The sequence below is a fragment of the Actinoplanes sp. NPDC051513 genome, from assembly GCF_044454685.1.
Taxonomy (GTDB): domain Bacteria; phylum Actinomycetota; class Actinomycetes; order Mycobacteriales; family Micromonosporaceae; genus Actinoplanes.
The window spans coordinates 90,578-106,494 of record NZ_JBITDW010000015.1 but is presented as its reverse complement, the minus strand read 5'-3'; the positions used below and the strand labels follow the sequence as shown (position 1 = coordinate 106,494).

Annotated in this window: 18 protein-coding genes; 8 read left to right on the top strand and 10 right to left on the bottom strand. The window is 69.4% G+C overall.

Translation table 11 applies throughout. The features are described from left to right. The first annotated feature begins 40 nt into the window (after positions 1–40). Positions 41–2,239: a PrsW family glutamic-type intramembrane protease gene (locus tag ACIA5D_RS35055; protein WP_396034693.1), complete on the top strand. Its 2,199-nt coding sequence runs from the start codon at positions 41–43 to the stop codon at positions 2,237–2,239. A 17-nt stretch (positions 2,240–2,256) separates the two neighbouring features. Here the strand turns inward: ACIA5D_RS35055 and ACIA5D_RS35050 are convergent, their stop codons facing one another. Beyond that, positions 2,257–2,553: a GroES family chaperonin gene (locus ACIA5D_RS35050; protein WP_396034773.1), complete on the bottom strand. Its 297-nt coding sequence runs from the start codon at positions 2,551–2,553 to the stop codon at positions 2,257–2,259. Between the two features lie 172 nt (positions 2,554–2,725). Here ACIA5D_RS35050 and ACIA5D_RS35045 point away from each other — a divergent pair, with 172 nt between their 5' ends. Beyond that, positions 2,726–4,009, top strand: coding sequence for an AI-2E family transporter (locus ACIA5D_RS35045; protein ID WP_396034692.1), 1,284 nt, complete (start codon positions 2,726–2,728; stop codon positions 4,007–4,009). 49 nt (positions 4,010–4,058) lie between these two features. Here ACIA5D_RS35045 and ACIA5D_RS35040 read toward each other — a convergent pair whose 3' ends face one another. The 5 genes from ACIA5D_RS35040 to ACIA5D_RS35020 all read right to left on the bottom strand — a co-directional run bounded on the left by ACIA5D_RS35040 (position 4,059) and on the right by ACIA5D_RS35020 (position 7,390). After that, positions 4,059–4,391, bottom strand: coding sequence for a DUF1416 domain-containing protein (locus ACIA5D_RS35040; RefSeq protein ID WP_396034691.1), 333 nt, complete (start codon positions 4,389–4,391; stop codon positions 4,059–4,061). A gap of 4 nt (positions 4,392–4,395) precedes the next feature. Then, positions 4,396–5,244, bottom strand: coding sequence for a sulfurtransferase (locus ACIA5D_RS35035; protein ID WP_396034690.1), 849 nt, complete (start codon positions 5,242–5,244; stop codon positions 4,396–4,398). A 162-nt stretch (positions 5,245–5,406) separates the two neighbouring features. After that, the gene (locus ACIA5D_RS35030; RefSeq protein ID WP_322112171.1) at positions 5,407–5,484 is read right to left on the bottom strand and encodes an Ms5788A family Cys-rich leader peptide; all 78 of its coding nucleotides are present in this window, start codon (positions 5,482–5,484) and stop codon (positions 5,407–5,409) included. 70 nt (positions 5,485–5,554) lie between these two features. Continuing rightward, positions 5,555–6,331: a DUF2993 domain-containing protein gene (locus ACIA5D_RS35025; RefSeq protein WP_396034689.1), complete on the bottom strand. Its 777-nt coding sequence runs from the start codon at positions 6,329–6,331 to the stop codon at positions 5,555–5,557. A 66-nt stretch (positions 6,332–6,397) separates the two neighbouring features. Beyond that, positions 6,398–7,390 (bottom strand): hypothetical protein, encoded by a 993-nt coding sequence (locus ACIA5D_RS35020; protein ID WP_396034772.1) that lies wholly within the window; start codon positions 7,388–7,390, stop codon positions 6,398–6,400. 313 nt (positions 7,391–7,703) lie between these two features. On the opposite strand from ACIA5D_RS35020, the gene ACIA5D_RS35015 reads away from it, so the two are divergent. Beyond that, on the top strand, positions 7,704–8,420 hold the full coding sequence (locus tag ACIA5D_RS35015; RefSeq protein ID WP_396034688.1) for a winged-helix domain-containing protein: 717 nt from the start codon (positions 7,704–7,706) through the stop codon (positions 8,418–8,420). Positions 8,421–8,433: 13 nt separating this feature from the next. After that, positions 8,434–9,288, top strand: a complete 855-nt coding sequence (gene mshD, locus ACIA5D_RS35010) for a mycothiol synthase (protein WP_396034687.1) — start codon at positions 8,434–8,436, stop codon at positions 9,286–9,288. Here mshD and ACIA5D_RS35005 read toward each other — a convergent pair. Genes ACIA5D_RS35005 through ACIA5D_RS34995 form a run of 3 tightly spaced genes read right to left on the bottom strand, consistent with a single transcriptional unit; the run spans position 9,272 to position 10,610 of the window. After that, positions 9,272–9,670 carry a MarR family winged helix-turn-helix transcriptional regulator gene (locus tag ACIA5D_RS35005; protein ID WP_396034686.1) on the bottom strand — a complete coding sequence of 133 codons (399 nt, stop codon included), beginning with the start codon at positions 9,668–9,670 and terminating at the stop codon, positions 9,272–9,274. The two genes, mshD and ACIA5D_RS35005, sit on opposite strands and share 17 nt — an antisense overlap. A gap of 11 nt (positions 9,671–9,681) precedes the next feature. Beyond that, positions 9,682–10,110 (bottom strand): MarR family winged helix-turn-helix transcriptional regulator, encoded by a 429-nt coding sequence (locus tag ACIA5D_RS35000; RefSeq protein WP_396034685.1) that lies wholly within the window; start codon positions 10,108–10,110, stop codon positions 9,682–9,684. A 56-nt stretch (positions 10,111–10,166) separates the two neighbouring features. Further along, positions 10,167–10,610, bottom strand: coding sequence for a universal stress protein (locus tag ACIA5D_RS34995; protein ID WP_396034684.1), 444 nt, complete (start codon positions 10,608–10,610; stop codon positions 10,167–10,169). Between the two features lie 275 nt (positions 10,611–10,885). Here ACIA5D_RS34995 and pstS point away from each other — a divergent pair, with 275 nt between their 5' ends. Genes pstS through pstB form a run of 4 tightly spaced genes read left to right on the top strand, consistent with a single transcriptional unit; the run spans position 10,886 to position 14,982 of the window. Continuing rightward, positions 10,886–11,983, top strand: a complete 1,098-nt coding sequence (gene pstS / locus ACIA5D_RS34990) for a phosphate ABC transporter substrate-binding protein PstS (RefSeq protein WP_396034683.1) — start codon at positions 10,886–10,888, stop codon at positions 11,981–11,983. Between the two features lie 55 nt (positions 11,984–12,038). Next, complete coding sequence (gene pstC / locus ACIA5D_RS34985) at positions 12,039–13,109, top strand: phosphate ABC transporter permease subunit PstC (protein ID WP_396034682.1); 1,071 nt, start codon at positions 12,039–12,041, stop codon at positions 13,107–13,109. Positions 13,110–13,144: 35 nt separating this feature from the next. Next, positions 13,145–14,194 carry a phosphate ABC transporter permease PstA gene (pstA, locus tag ACIA5D_RS34980; RefSeq protein WP_396034771.1) on the top strand — a complete coding sequence of 350 codons (1,050 nt, stop codon included), beginning with the start codon at positions 13,145–13,147 and terminating at the stop codon, positions 14,192–14,194. An 11-nt stretch (positions 14,195–14,205) separates the two neighbouring features. Then, positions 14,206–14,982 carry a phosphate ABC transporter ATP-binding protein PstB gene (gene pstB, locus ACIA5D_RS34975; RefSeq protein WP_396034681.1) on the top strand — a complete coding sequence of 259 codons (777 nt, stop codon included), beginning with the start codon at positions 14,206–14,208 and terminating at the stop codon, positions 14,980–14,982. Between the two features lie 10 nt (positions 14,983–14,992). On the opposite strand, the gene ACIA5D_RS34970 is transcribed toward pstB, so the two are convergent. Next, complete coding sequence (locus tag ACIA5D_RS34970; RefSeq protein ID WP_396034770.1) at positions 14,993–15,823, bottom strand: NUDIX hydrolase; 831 nt, start codon at positions 15,821–15,823, stop codon at positions 14,993–14,995. Positions 15,824–15,917: the final 94 nt, after the last annotated feature.

Genomic DNA, 15,917 nt, shown 5'->3' with positions numbered 1-15,917 from the left:
CGGGGCCGCCCCCACCCGTCCGGGTGACTACGCTGGCGGCATGGCCGACGTTTCGCCGGGCGGGCCGCCCGACCAGAGCGCCCCGACTCAGGCCGTGCCGCACCCGTCGGCGCTGCCCACGCAGGCGTTCGCCTCCGACCCGTCGGTCGGCGCGTTGCCGGCCGGCGCGGCCTTCGAGCAGCCCCCGGGCCCCGACGCCGTCTACGCCGGCGCTGTCCCGGCCGGCCCTGTTCCGGCCGGTTCTGTTCCAGCCGGCTCTCTTCAGGCCGGCTCTCTTCAGGCCGGCTCTCTTCAGGCTGGCGCTCTTCAGGCTGGCGGTCTTCCGGCCGCCTATCTCCCGGCCGACGCGGCCGTCCCGACCCAGTCCATCGGCCGCACGATGGGCTGGCGGCGCTGGCTTCCGATGGTCGGCGTCGTCGGCTTCCTGCTGGCCGGCGCGGTCGGCATGCTCTTCTTCCTGGGCGTCGACATCGGCCTCACCGGCCTGACCGTCGGCCTGATCGCCGCGGTCCTCCCCGTGCCGCTGCTGGTCGCCAGCTTCCTCTGGCTCGACCGCTACGAGCCCGAGCCGATTCGCTACCTGGCCTTCTGCTTCACCTGGGGCGCCGCGATCGCCACCGCCGCGGCCCTGCTGGTCAACACCGAGGCGTCGAAGCTCTTCGACCGCTGGGGCTTCCCCGACGCCCTGGTCGCCGTGCTGGTCGCCCCCTTCATCGAGGAGTCGATGAAGGCGCTGGGCCCGGTCCTGCTGCTCTGGCGCCGCCGCAGCGAGTGGTCCGGCATCACCGACGGCATCGTGTACTGCGGCATGTCGGCGCTCGGCTTCGCGATGGTGGAAAACGTCCTTTACCTCGGGAAGCACGGCTACGCGACGGGCGCACAGGAGTACGGCCCCGCCACCGGCCTCCAGAACCTATTTCTGATCTTCATCGTGCGCATCCTGTTCACCGGCTTCGCACACCCGCTGTTCACCTCGATGACCGGCATCGGCCTGGGCATCTCGGCCCGCTCCGGCGACCGCCGGGTCCGCTGGCTCGCCCCGATCGCCGGCCTGCTGCTCGCGATGATCCTGCACGGCACGTTCAACCTGCTGCCCACGCTCTCGGCCAGCCTCGAGAAGCCGTTCATCATGCTCTACGGCTACCTCGGCTTCATGGTCCCGTTGTTCTTCGCCGTGGTCGGCTTCGCCATCGCCCTGCGCGCCTGGGAGGGCCGGCTCACCGAGCGCGTCCTTCCCCTCTACGTCCGGGCCGGATGGTTCTCCCCGCCCGAGGTGGCGTCCCTCGGCAGCCTCGGCCGCCGCCACTCCGCTCGCCAGTGGGCCAAGCGTGTGGCCGGCGTCTCGGGCCAGAGGGCGATGCGCGAATTCCAGTTCGCCGCCACCCACCTGGCCCTTCTCCGAGACGGCATGCAGCGGGGCCTGCACACCACCCCGACCGACCAATACCGCACGACCTCGGAGGAACACCGCCTCCTGCAGGAGATCCAGACCTACCGCCAGTCCTTCACGGCGAAGGACCCGACCACCCCGCAGTCCTTCTGGGACGGCCTCAACTACCACATCGTCTTCCCCGACGGCGTCCCCCGCATTCTTCCTCCGCCCGCCGACCCGGTGGTCCCGGTCCCGATCCGGCTGCCACCGCCCCCACCCGCCTACGCGATGCCCGGCTACGGCCCACCCGCCTACGGCGGTCCGGGTTACGGCGCGCCCGGCTATGGCGGTCCGGGCTACGGCTCACCGGGCCAGGGCGCCCCGGGTTACGGCGGTCCGGGTTACGGAGCCCCGGGCTATGGCGCTCCCGGCTATGGCGCTCCGAGTCAGGGCGCTCCGGGTTACGGCGCTCCGGGCTATGGCGCTCCCGGCTACGGCTCACCGAATCAGGGAGCCCCGGGCTATGGCGCTCCCGGCTACGGCGCTCCGAGCCAAGGAGCCCCGGGTTACGGCGCTTCGGGTTACGGAGCCTCGGGCTATGGGTCACCGGGTCAGGGAGCCCCGGGTTACGGCAGCGGCAACGTGCCGAACCCGTATGTCCGGCCCGCTACTCCGGATTACGGCAACTCGGCGACACCGGGTTACGATGGCCCGCCGCCGTTCGCGCCGGGACCAGCGTCGGGGCCGCCCACCCCAGCAGCCGGGTACGCCGAACCCTCGACGCAGCCCGTCGAGCCCCCACGCCCGTACGTGTCATCGTCGGAAAGCGAACCACCCACCCGCCCGGACGCGGCGCGCCCGGAGTAACCCAGCGTCCTGGAAGCCTAGAGATACAGCCCGGTTCCGTCGGATTCGACGCGGCTGGCGGCTACGGCGTGGACGTCGCGCTCGCGGAGCAGGACGTACTCGCGGCCGTGGAGCTCGACCTCGGAGCGGTCGTCGGGGTCGAACAGGACGCGGTCGCCGACCGCGATCGAGCGGACGTTGGGGCCGATTCCCACCGCCGTGGCCCAGGACAGCCGGCGGCCGACCGACGCGGTGGCCGGGATCACGATCCCGGCCGATGACCGCCGCTCCCCTTCGCCGCCGTCCTGTCGGACAAGTACGCGATCATGCAGCATCCGGATCGGCAGTCCGGCCTCGGTGCGGGTGTCGGCGCTCACGATTGCAGACGGTACGCCGCCCGGAATGCCCGCCTGCCTCCCGGTCCGGCGGGCACTCTGCGGCGCGGGACCACTACGGTGGTTACCGCGTGCCGCGCCGCGGCGCCGCTACGGCGAGGGGGTAGGCCGGTTGAGCCGTTTGCAGCGAGTCCGTGACAACCTGCGTCGGGCGTACGACTCGGGCCGGGATTCGGTGCGTCAGGCGCGCACCGACGAGGCCGTGACGGGGGAACCGGACACGGACGACGACGACGATGATGAATTCGTGCCGCCGCCGGTCGAGCCCGAGGTGGTGCAAGACTCGACGAACAGCCGGGACGACGCCGAGGTGCCGCATTCGCTGCGGATCGCCGCCGCCTGGAGCTGGCGGCTGATCGTCGTCGGCGTGGTCGGCTGGGCGCTGCTGCACTTCATCGGCATCGTCAGCATCGTCGTGGTTCCGCTGGCGATCTCCCTGCTGCTCTCGGCGCTGCTCGCTCCGGCGGTCCGCTGGCTGCTCAAGCAGCGAGTGCCCCGCTCGCTGGCGACGTTCCTCGTGCTGATCTGCGGCATCGCCGCGGTGGCGGGCACGCTGACGCTGGTGATCACCCAGTTCGTCGACGGCGTCGGCGAGCTGACGCAGAAGGCGAGCGACGGCGTACGGCAGATCCAGAACTGGGCGCGCACGGGTCCGCTGCACCTGTCGGACGCGCAGGTGAACCAGGCGATCGACAACGCTCAGCAGTGGGTGAACGAGCACACCTCGCAGCTGACCTCGACCGGCATCGCGACCGCGGCGACCCTGTTCGAGATCGTGACCGGCATCCTGCTGGTGCTGTTCTCGACCTTCTTCTTTCTGCGCGACGGCCGGAAGATCTGGCGGTTCATCGTGCGGCTGTTCCCGGTGCAGGCCCGCTGGTCGCTGGCCGACGCCGGTGACGCCTCGTGGGTGACGCTCGGCGCGTACGTGCGGGCGACCGTGCTGGTGGCGTTCATCGACGCGGTCGGCATCGGCACCGCGCTGGTGATCCTGGACATCCCGTTCCCGTTCCCGCTGGCGGCGCTGGTTTTCCTGGGCGCGTTCATCCCGATCATCGGCGCGAGCGTGTCGGGTGCGGTGGCGGTGCTGGTGGCGCTGGTCGACCAGGGCTGGGTGATCGCGCTGGTCCTGCTGGGCGCGGTGATCCTGGTGCAGCAGGTGGAGGGTCACGTCCTCCAGCCGCTGATCATGGGCCGTGCGGTGGCGATCCACCCGCTGGTCGTGATCATCGGGATCGCCTGCGGTGCGACGCTGGCCGGCATCATCGGCGCGCTCGTCGCGGTGCCGCTGATCGCGGTGCTGAACACCGGCATCCGGCGGCTGTCCCGCCGGCGGCCCGAGGTGCCGCCGACCGCGGTGGTCGTGGGCGGGTCCGCGGCTCCTTCAGAGACATAGGAAAGGGCGGGACCCGTCGGGTCCCGCCCTTTCCGTATCAGAGCGCGGGCTAGGCCGCGGCCACGCTGATCGCGACCTCGTTGACGCCACGGGTGGCGTCGACGATCACTTCGCCGTTGCCGGCCCGGCTCAGCGCGCGCAGGGTCCATGACCCCGGCGCGGCGAAGAACCGGAACACGCCCTCGGGCGAGGTGACGACCTCGGCGGTGAACTCGCCGGAGCCGTCGAGCAGGCGCACGTACGCGCCGCCGACCGCCTCACCGTCGGCGTTGTTCACCAGGCCGGTGATGACGGTTTCCTTCTCGAGGTCGACGCTGGCGGGGAGGGGCGCCGACTGATCGGGAGCGGCGCAACCGGCCGCGATGTTGGACGGAGAAGTCATGTGATCACGCCTTCCCGGGCTCGTCGCCGAGCGCGATCGGCACGCCGATGAGCGAGCCGTACTCGGTCCAGGATCCGTCGTAGTTCTTCACGTTCTGCTGGCCGAGCAGCTCCTTGAGCACGAACCACGTGTGCGAGGAGCGCTCGCCGATCCGGCAGTACGCGATGGTGTCCTTGCTGCCGTCGAGGCCCGCGTCGCCGTAGATCTTGGCGAGCTCGTCGTCGGACTTGAACGTGCCGTCCTCGTTCGCGGCCTTGCTCCACGGCACGCTGATCGCCGTGGGGATGTGGCCGGCCCGCTGCGACTGCTCCTGCGGCAGGTGGGCGGGGGCGAGCAGGCGGCCCGCGAACTCGTCGGGGCTGCGCACGTCGACCAGGTTCTTCACGCCGATGGCCTGGACGACCTCGTCGCGGAACGCGCGGATCGACAGGTCGGGCGCGGAGGCCTGGTAGGAGGTCTTCTCCCGGGCCGGCACGTCCTTCGAGTACGGGCGGGCGTCGAGCTCCCACTTCTTGCGGCCACCGTCGACCAGCACGACGTCGCCGTGGCCGTAGAGCTTGAAGTACCAGTACGCGTACGCGGCGAACCAGTTGTTGTTGCCGCCGTAGAGCACGACCTTGTCGTTGTTGGAGATGCCGCGCTCGGAGAGGAGAGCGGAGAACTGCTCCTGGTTGACGAAGTCCCGCCGGACCGGGTCCTGCAGGTCCTTCTTCCAGTCGATCTTGATGGCGCCGGGGATGTGGCCGCCGTCGTAGGCGGTGGTGTCCTCGTCGACCTCGACGAAGACGATGCCCGGTGTTTCGAGGTTCTTCTCGGCCCAGTCGGCCGAGACGAGTGCGGTGTCGCGACTCATCGGTTCACTCCCTTGGTGGGTGGAGGGGGAGAGTCAGCGCACGGAGGTTTGGTCGCACCCCGCGCGGGACCCAGACTTGAAGATCTCGTGCTTGTGCGACGGCGCCACTGCCGGGCTTTTCGGAGAGCGAGAGCTAGAAGGTGCTCAGCATTAGTGGCCCCGTCAGATGACAGGGCGACACAGGCAGGCGGCCATGCGGCACAGGTCGACCGCACGCCTCTTGGTGAGCAACGGGCTCATGGAAAACGACCCTACCAGCGGTTCCAGACCTCGGAACAGCCTCGACCACCATCCGGGAACGAGTCCGGGGTCACAGGCCGACCGAGTTGAGCGCCACGTTGCTCGCCTCGGCGGTGATTTTCAGGCCGTCGGCCTGCGGTTCGACCTTCTGCACCTGCAGATCCAGCGGCAACGCCGGCACGGTGAGGTTGAAGGCCAGCTTCTCGACGTACGAGTTGATCAGGCCGCGCACGAGCGCGTTGTCGGGCAGACCCTCCGCCTTCACATCGCTGAAACGCACCTGAACCACATTGCCCTTGACCGCCAGGTCGGCCGTGCCGCTGACGTCGACGGTCTGGCCGAGCGCCGTCACGGGCGCCGAGACGACCAGCTTGCCGTCGTTCTCGGCGAGCTTCACGCCGGGCTGCCCGACGAGCTGGGCGAGCTGCGCGTAGTCGATGAGCCCCGAGCCGGTTACCGTGCCCGCGGTGATGTTCCCGTTGCCGGTGCGCAGGGTGTCGAGCGGCGCGGTCACGTCGTTGGCGCGGATGTCGAGCAGCTTGATCTTGATCGTGCGGCCATCGCCGGCCGGGCCGGAGAAGTCGGCCAGCTTGATCTTGATCTCGTCGTAGACGCCGCGGGCGACCTGGGTGAGGAACGGGAATCCCTCGATGGTCACGTCGGGCTTCTCGCTGGTCGCCTTCTGGTCGGTGACCTGCTGCGCCACCCGGTCGCCGATCGTGCGCTCGGCGTAGGAGACGGCGACCCGGTCGGCGACCGCGAGCGCCGCGGCCACCAGGATCAGCAGCACGATGAAGCTGATGAAGAGGCGTCGTCCCCAGCGCCGCCGCGGGTACGTCTCGCTCACCGGTCCTCCCGACCATCGACTGTGGTTGGGACGGTACATGCCCTCCGGTAGGCCCCGGCGAAACCGTTACGAGAGGTACCAGTGCGCCAGCGCGTACGCGGCCGGGGCGGTCAGCGCGAACGCGCCCAGCGGTCCCTGCATGTGCCGGGCCACCCAGAAGGTCGGCTCGTCACCGGCCAGCCGGCGGCCCGCCTCGCCGAAGTTGACCGCGAGGTCGACCACGCTCGCCACCACCGCCGCGACCAGGCCGACGATCGCGCCCTTGGCCGGGGTGAACGGCAGCACCAGCACGCTGCCGAGGGCGGCCGAGGCCAGCGTGCCGAGCATCGCGCCCAGCACCACGCCGGTCGCGCCCCGCGGCACTTGGAGCGCTATCCGCGGCTTCGGGAAGATCGCGTCGGTCAGCCGGGCGACCAGCAGGGCCACCCCCGCGCCGACGGCGCTGACGATCATCGTCTGGGTGCCGATCGGCTGGCGGGTGAGGATCATCGGGATCGCGTACGCCACGACGCCGAGCACGATCAACAGGGTCGCGCGCCAGGAATCCTTGAGGCGCGCGCGGTCCTCCGCCCGGAATAGCGGACCGACAATCGCCGCTGCGAATCCCCCGAGCGCCACAAAGATCAGCGGGGACAGTCGGGCGGGCGTACTCGTGACCGCGAAATAGTCGGCAACCAGCGCGACCACCGCGCAGACGCCCGCCGTCGCACTCGCCGCCGGCGGGTGCAAGGCCATGATCCAGGCGAGCAGATAGAGCAGCTGCACGCCGAAGAGCACGATCGCGTACGGCAGGCGGTTGTCGGGCGCGGAGGTCTGGGCGCCCAGCGCGAGCCCGAGGCCGAGCAGCCCGGCGAAGCCCGCGATCGCCAGCGACAGCTGCCGCCGGACCGGGGCGACCTCGATTTCCTCGAGATCCTCCTCGGCGTCGTCCGGCTCGTCGCCGCTGGGAGTCGACTCGTCGTCGGGCACGGCGCCGTAAAAGCCCGCGGCCGGCCGGCCCGGGCCCGAGCGCGCGATCTCGCGCGACGCGTCGGCATCCCAGGCGTCGTCCTGCGGCATGGAGGGGAACACGCCTGCGATGGTGCCAGAATCGCTGCCGGGACCCAATTCCTCGCCTCCTGCAAAAATCGCGACCGGTCGCCAGAGCACCCGTGTAAAAGGCTTGTTACGAATAGCCTGAACGGTCACCTCACGAGCGTTCACTACATCACTTGCACGAACGATCGAGGTGATCGAGCGGATGTATCGGTTAAGGTAACGCCAGCCCACCCGTCGGTGACGCCGGGGAAACAGTCCTCCGGGAGTGGCGTGTGACGCGCCGCAAGCCGGGTCACCCTAGCGGCCCTTGAGCGCCGCAAGGACGGAGGTGAGTGTGGAAATCCTTCTGTTGGTGACAGCTCGTGCCGGTGAACCTTCCGCTGTGCTGCCCGCGCTGGATCTGCTTCCCCACTCCGTACGCACCGCGCCCCGCGACGTCCGCACCCTGGTGTCCGGGCCCAGCCCCGACGCCGTGCTGGTGGACGCCCGTTCCGAGCTCTCCGAGGCCCGCGCCACGTGCCGCATGCTGCACGCGACCGGCATCGGCGTCCCGCTCGTCGCGGTCGTCACCGAGGCCGGCCTGATCGCGCTCAACGCCGACTGGGGCGTCGACGACGTCATCCTGGCCAGCGCCGGCCCCGCCGAGGTCGAGGCCCGGCTGCGCCTGGGCGTCGGCCGGCTCAACAACTCGACCGCCGGAGCCGGGGGCTCCGTCCGGGCCGGCGAACTCAACATCGACCCCGACACGTACGCGGCGAAGCTCAAGGGCCGCCCGCTCGACCTCACCTACAAGGAGTTCGAGCTGCTCAAGTTCCTGGCGCAGCACCCCGGCCGGGTGTTCACCCGCGACCAGCTGCTGCGCGAGGTCTGGGGCTACGACTACTTCGGCGGCACCCGCACGGTCGACGTGCACGTGCGGCGGCTGCGCGCCAAGCTCGGATCCGAGTACGAGTCGATGATCGGCACCGTGCGCCAGGTGGGCTACAAGTTCGTGGTCCCGCCGAACGGTCGCCAGCTGCCCGACAACGAGCCGGTCTCGCTGCCGGTCTGACACACTCTCGTTCATGACGGATGTCCGGTCGATCGACCGGTTGAGCGACGCTGCGGTGGCTGACGTTCTCGCGTTGGCCACCGCCGCGGAGCAGGCCGACGGGGTTTACCCCCTCTCCGAAGACACGGTTCTCCGCGTACGGCACGGGGGCGGCGCCCACCTGCTCGCCTATGCCGACGGCGTTGTCGCCGGCTATGCCGGGTCCGGGGAGCTGGTTGTACACCCTTCGTATCGGCGGCGCGGTTTCGGTTCGGCCCTGCTGGCGTCTTCCGGCGACGGTCCGTTGGCCTTCTGGGCGCATGGTGACCTGCCCGGCGCGGCGGCCCTGGCCGAAAAAACCGGATTTAAGCGTGCACGGGTTCTTTGGCAGATGCGTCGGTCGCTCGCCGATCTTCCCGGCTCCACCTCGACGCTTCCGGACGGCGTGACCCTCCGGCACTTCCGGCCCGGTCACGACGAGCAGGCCTGGCTCGAGGTCAACTCGCGGGCCTTCGCCCATCACCCCGAGCAGGGCCAGTGGACCCTCGCCGATCTGCGGCTGCGCGAGGCCGAGCCGTGGTTCGATCCGGCCGGCTTCCTGCTCGCCGTGGACATCTCAGACAAATTGCTCGGCTTCCACTGGACCAAGGTCCACCCGCCGGCGGGCGACGACCCCGCGCTGGGCGAGATCTACGTGCTCGGCGTCGACCCCGGCGGCCATCGGCGCGGCCTGGGCGTGGCGCTGAGCGTGGCCGGCCTCCGCCATCTCGCGGACACCGGCCTCACCCAGGCCCTGCTGTACGTCGACGAGTCGAACACCGCGGCCGTGGCCCTCTACCGAAAGCTCGGCTTCGAGATCTTCAAGACCGACGTCAACTACCAGCGCTGATCGTCTGCGCGCGGTTGATCACCTCGGTCAGCACCCGCTGGGTCGTGGCGAGGTCATCCTCGTTCAAGGCCTCGTAGAGCTGCGCGGTCGTCGCCGCCACCCGTGCGTTGACCCGTTCGAAGAGCTCCATCCCGGCCGGGGTGATCGCTCCCTCGCACAACAGCCCGCGTCGCTGCAGGCCGGTCACCAGTGCGCCCGCCGCTACCTGATCAAGGTTCAGTTGCCGTTGACCCGCGAGGAACCCCGCGAGATCGTCCACCCGGCGCGCGTCGGCGACGCGCAGGGCCACGTACTCGTTGCTGGTCAGCCCGCTGCCCGCGAGCGTCCGGTCGAGCAGGGCGCGCACCGCGCCCTGCGCCTCGGCGATGGTCTGTCCGGTCAAAGTGGGCACATTCACTCCAATCCCAGCAGCACACGAAGAACATCGGCGAGCTCCTTGGCGCGCGCCCCCTCGGGCCCGCCGATCGGCGCGGTCAACTCGGCCTGCAGCCCGCGGACGACCGGAATCGCCCGCAGAATGACCTCGGCGCCACGCTCGGTGAGCGCGAGCCCGAAGGCCCGCGGATCGTTCGGGTGGCGGGCCCGCGCGAGCAGTCCGGCCTGCTCGAGCTGGCGAGCCACCTTGGAGACGTACATGGGCTCGAACCCGGCCCGCGCGCCGAGCTCCCGCTGGCTGGGTGTGATTCCCTCGCGGCCCATGCCGTAGAGCGTGGCCATCAGCGAGTACTGAGCGTGCGTGAGCCCCAAGGGCGCCAGCCCTCGATCAACCGCGGCACGCCACCGGTTGGTGACCCGCCACAACAACGCCCCCACCGTCTCCACGTTCCAAGCTAAACATGGCAACCATAAACATGGCAACTATCCATCGTCGCACCGCCTCAGGGGACCACGGTGACCGGCCACTTCCCGCAGCGGACCAGGCGGATCGCCAACGAGCCGGCGATGCGGTGGCCGACGCTGGTCGACGAGCCCACGATCACCGCGTCGGCGCGGGTTTCCCTTGCCACCTCGGAGAGCACGCTGAGTGGGTCGCCCTGCCGGACGATCAGCTCGGTGTCCGCGCCCCACGCGCCGATCTCGGACCGCAACTGACGTTCCAGGTCCTCCTGCGCCTCCAGCACGGCGTTCATCGCCGTGCCGCTGTGGTCGGCCAGCGTGATCAGCGTGGTGCGGGCGCTGCGGGCGTAGACCGCGATCAGTCTGGTGTGCTGCCGGCGCGCGAGGCCGGCCGCGTACGCGGCGGCGCGCATGGACGTGGGGGTGCCGTCGACGCCGACGACGATCGCGCCGGGCCCGTCGGTGCCGAGTTCGAAGGAACCCATGGCCGAGAACCTAAGCCCCGCGAGTCTCTTGCGTCACGGGATGGACAAGCGGCGATCTCGGGGCGGTAAACGCCCGGGAGATATTCCAGACATGTCCGACTTCTCTCACCGGGTTAACGGAACGGACAACTCGGGCTCAGTAGAAAGCAAACTTGAGTGGCATACGTGTTCACCGCGCGTTCATTTGCGACCGGCTAACCGGCTACCTCGCCCTCTTAGCTTCGGGGTGTGCCGATGAGAGATCGGCATGTGCACCTCACCTCGAAGGGAAAATCGTGAAGCTCCAGCGGTCCGGTTACCTCGCCGGCATTGCTTTGACTGCGACGCTCGCGCTCGCCGCCTGCGGCTCGGACAACACTTCCGACGGAGCCGGGAGCTCGGGCGCTTCCGCCGCCCCGGGGAGCTGCGGCACCGGCAGCCTGACGGCCCAGGGGTCGACGGCTCAGAAGAACGCCATGGACGAGTGGATCAAGAACTACAGCGCCCAGTGTTCCGGCGCCAAGGTCGACTACCAGGGCACCGGTTCCGGCGCCGGCATCCAGGCCTTCATCTCGGGCACGGCCGATTTCGCCGGCTCCGACTCGGCCCTCAAGGATGACGAGCAGAAGCAGGCCGACGCCAAGTGCGCCAGCGGCCCGGCGATCAACCTCCCGATGGTGGTCGGCCCGATCGCGGTCGTCTACAACGTGGACGGTGTCGACAACCTGCAGCTCGACGCCTCGACCATCGCCAAGATCTTCGCTGGCAAGATCACCAAGTGGGACGACCCGGCCATCGCCGCGCTGAACACCGGCGCCAAGCTGCCGTCGACCGCCATCCAGACCGTCCACCGCTCGGACGAGTCGGGCACCACCGACAACTTCACCAAGTACCTGAGCAAGGCCGCCGAGGCCGACTGGACCTTCAGCAACGCCAAGGCGTGGAAGGCACCGGGCGGCACCGGCGCCAAGGGCTCGGACGGCATCGCCAGCCTGGTGAAGAGCACCGCCGGCACCCTCAGCTACGTCGAGCTCTCCTTCGCCGAGAACAGCGACCTGAAGAAGGCGAAGATCAAGAACGGCGCCGGTGAGTTCACCGAGCTGACCGGCGACAGCGCCGGCAAGACCATCGAGGGCGCCAAGATCACCGGCACCGGCAACGACCTCAAGATGTCGATCGACTACAACACCACCACCGCCGGCGCGTACCCGGTCGTCCTGGTCACCTACGAGATCGCCTGCGAGAAGGGCTCCTCGAAGGCGGCCGACATCAAGGCCTTCCTGAACTACACCTCGAGCACCGGTGGCCAGTCGGCGCTCGGCGAGCTCGGCTACGCCCCGCTGCCCGAGACGGTTCGCTCGAAGGTCGCGACCGCGGTCGCCGCCATCAGCTGACCCGGGTCTCCATAGCTGACAAGTCAATCCCTCCGAGACGACAGCGAGCGAGCAGATGGGTGACTACCCCACCGGCTCGACGAACGCCACCGCCGGCGGCCCGGGTGTGACAGGACGTCACGCCCGGTCCGCCGGCAACGGCGTTTCGCCGAGCAGTTACGAAGAACCCCCAATCGGCGGCGGGGGCGCCCTGCCCAAGAAGGCCCGGTTCTCCATGGAGACCGGGTTCCGTGGCCTTTCCGTTTCGGCCGGCGCGATGGTCCTGGTCATCATCGTGGCCATCGCGATCTTCCTGATCGCGAAGGCCGTTCCGGCCCTGCGTGACAACACGGTCAACTTCTTCAGCTACGAGCAGTGGTTCCCGAACGACGCGCAGCCGAAGTTCGGCATCGCGGCCATCGCGTTCGGCACCGTCCTGTCCTCGGTGATCGCGCTGATCGTCGCGGTGCCGATCGCCCTGGGCATCGCGCTGTTCCTCTCGCATTACGCTCCCAAGCGGCTGGCCAACCCGCTCGGGTTCGTGATCGACCTGCTCGCGGCCGTACCGAGTGTCGTCTTCGGCCTCTGGGGCCGGGACGTGTTCGCTCAGCCCGTGCAGGACTTCTCGCTCTGGCTCAACAAGTACTTCAGCTGGATCCCGCTGTTCGGCGGCGACGGCCCGTTCGGCCGCTCGATCCTGCTCGGCTCCCTGGTGCTGGCGATCATGGTGCTGCCGATCGTCACCTCGCTCTCCCGTGAGGTCTTCCAGCAGACCCCGGGGATGAACGAGGAGGCCGCCCTCGCCCTGGGCGCCACCAAGTGGGAGATGATCCGCACCGCGGTCCTGCCGTACGGCAAGCCCGGCGTGATCGCCGCCGTGATGCTCGGCCTCGGCCGCGCGCTCGGCGAGACCATCGCCCTGGCGCTGACCCTCGGCACGGTCTTCAGCATCTCGTTCAACCTGATCCAGGTGGGCGGTAACTCGATCGCCGCCAACATCGCCAACACCTTCGGCGAGGCCAACGACACCGGTCGCGGCGCTCTGATCGCCTCCGGCCTGGTGCTGTTCGCCATCACCCTGGTGGTCAACATGGCGGCCCGCGCGATCATCTACCGCCGCCGCGAGTTCCGGGACGCCGCCGCATGAGCCTGATGACGCAGAGTGACCTCTCCGGCGTCGTGATGACGCCGGACAACATCCGCAGCAAGAAACTGCCGCTGGTCTTCAACCTCGGCATCGCCGTCCTCGCGTTCGGCCTGTCCGCCGCGATCGTGTACGGCTTCGGCATCGGCAATTGGGTGCTCGTCGTCGTCCTCGGCTGGATCCTCTACCTGGTCGGGATCCTGGTCGCCGCCGGCCGCATCGAGGGTCGCCGCGCGGCCCGCAACCGGGCCTGGCGGTCGCTGATCTACTCGGCCTGCATCCTGGCGATCCTCCCGCTGGCCTCGGTGGTCTGGACACTCGTCTCCAAGGGCGCCGCCCGGCTCGACGGCGACTTCTTCAACTCGTCGATGAACAACATCGGCGCCCGCGACGCCAACGGCGGCGCGTACCACGCGATCATCGGCACGCTCGAGCAGGTCGGTGTCGCCACCCTGATCGCGGTGCCGCTGGGCGTGCTCGGCGCGATCTACCTGGTCGAGTACGGCCGGGGACGGTTCGCCAACACGGTCCGCTTCTTCGTGGACGTCATGACCGGTATCCCGTCGATCGTGGCCGGTCTGTTCATCCTGTCGTTCTGGGTGCTGATCGTGAGCCCCTGGTTCAACAACGGGCAGCCGCGCTACTCCGGCTTCGCCGCCGCACTGGCGCTGTCCGTGCTGATGCTGCCCACGATCGTACGGTCGACGGAAGAGATGCTGCGCCTGGTGCCGGGTCCGCTGCGGGAGGGCGCGTACGCACTCGGCGTGCCGCAGTGGAAGACGATCCTCAAGATCGTCGTCCCGACCGCCCTGCCCGGCATCGTCACCGGCGTCATGCTCGCCATCGCCCGCGCGGCCGGCGAGACCGCACCGGTCCTGCTGGTCGCCGGCGGCGCCGCCGCGATCAACTTCGACCCGTTCAACGGCAACCAGTCCTCGCTGGCGCTGTTCGTGTATCAGCAGGCCGGAGACGCCTCGAAGTACGCGCCCGCGCGGGCCTGGACGGCCGCGCTGACCCTGGTCACGCTCGTGCTGGTCCTGACGATCGCCGCCAAGATGCTCGCCCGTCGCAACAGTTTGACCCGTTAAGAGGAATCCACATGGCCAAGCGCATCGAGGCGAGCAACGTCACCTCGTACTACGGCTCGTTCAAGGCTATCGACAGCATTTCGATGACCGTCGAGCCCAAGACCATCACGGCCCTGATCGGCCCGTCCGGCTGCGGCAAGTCCACGTTCCTCCGGTCGATCAACCGGATGCACGAGGTCCTGCCGGGCGCCCGCATCGAGGGCCGGCTGACCATCGACGACCAGAACGTCTACGACGCGGACGTGGACGTCACCGCGGTCCGTCGCATGATCGGCATGGTCTTCCAGCGGCCCAACCCGTTCCCGACGATGTCGATCTACGAGAACGTCGTGGCCGGCCTCAAGCTCAACGGCGTCAAGAAGAAGTCCGCCCTCGACGACGCCGCCGAGCAGTCACTGAAGTCGGCGAACCTCTGGGAAGAGGTCAAGGACCGGCTCGGCCGGCCCGGCGCCGGCCTCTCCGGCGGCCAGCAGCAGCGTCTCTGCATCGCCCGCACCATCGCCGTCGAGCCGCAGGTCGTGCTCATGGACGAGCCCTGCTCGGCGCTCGACCCGATCTCGACGCTGGCGATCGAGGACCTGATGTTCAAGCTGAAGGACCGCTTCACGATCATCATCGTCACGCACAACATGCAGCAGGCCGCCCGGGTCAGCGACAAGACCGGCTTCTTCTCGATCGACAAGACGGGCGACCCCGGCCGCCTGATCGAGTACGACGACACCCAGAAGATCTTCAGCAACCCGACCCAGAAGAAGACCGAGGACTACATCACCGGCCGCTTCGGCTGAGTCGTCCGCGTCAGGACGGGAGCGCCACGTGCAAGATGGCGCTCCCGTCTTCTTTCATTTCCACGCGAGGCGTGACCGGGCTTGCGGCGTTGCGGCGGCTCGAGGCCGCGATGACTTCCGCAATTTTTCCGTACGGGCGCAGAGAGTCCACGGTCGACCTCGTAGGTGGGAGCATGGCCAGGCCGTTGGCGGCCTCCGGGCTTATCCACGTGGCTGACTCACTCTCGCCGGACACGTCGCGCGCCGTCTGACCTTCCGGCAGCAGAGCGACGAAGAACCACGTGTCGAAACGCTTGGGCTCGAACTCCGGGGTGATCCACCGCGCCCACGGCAGCAGCAGGTCGTCCCGCAGCCGCAGTCCCCGCCGGTCGAGCAGTTCGGTCATGGTCAGCTTGCGCGCCGCCAGGGCGGCCCGGTCGGCCTCCCAGTCCTCGGCGCTGACGTCGCCGACCACGTGGTTTCCGTCCGCCGTCTCACTCCCATGGGTGACCACACCGGTCAGCGTGCCGTCGCTGACCGTCCGGTCGACCTCGTCCACGGGCCCGGCCAGCAGGACGCCGGCCTCCTCGAACAGCTCGCGGGCCGCCGCGCCGATGATCGCGCGGGCCTCCTCGCCGGGCACACCGAGCCGCTCGGCCCAGTCGGTGCGGATCGTCTCGGGCCGGTCGGAGGGGTCGACGCCGCCGCCCGGGAAGGCGTGGAGGCCGCCGAAAACCATGGTGGCCGCGCGCTTCAACACGTACAGCTGGAATGTCTCGCCCTCGGGGCGCAGGAGAACGACGGTGGCCGCGGGTCGCGTGGGCGCCGGATCCCCGCGGAACTCGCGGGCCCGGCGCACCATGGCCTCCGGAATCGGAAAGGTCAGGGCAGCAGGGTTCGAGTCGGTCACCCCGTCGATCCTGCCCCATCCAACCGCCCCGCCCGCCACCCCTGAC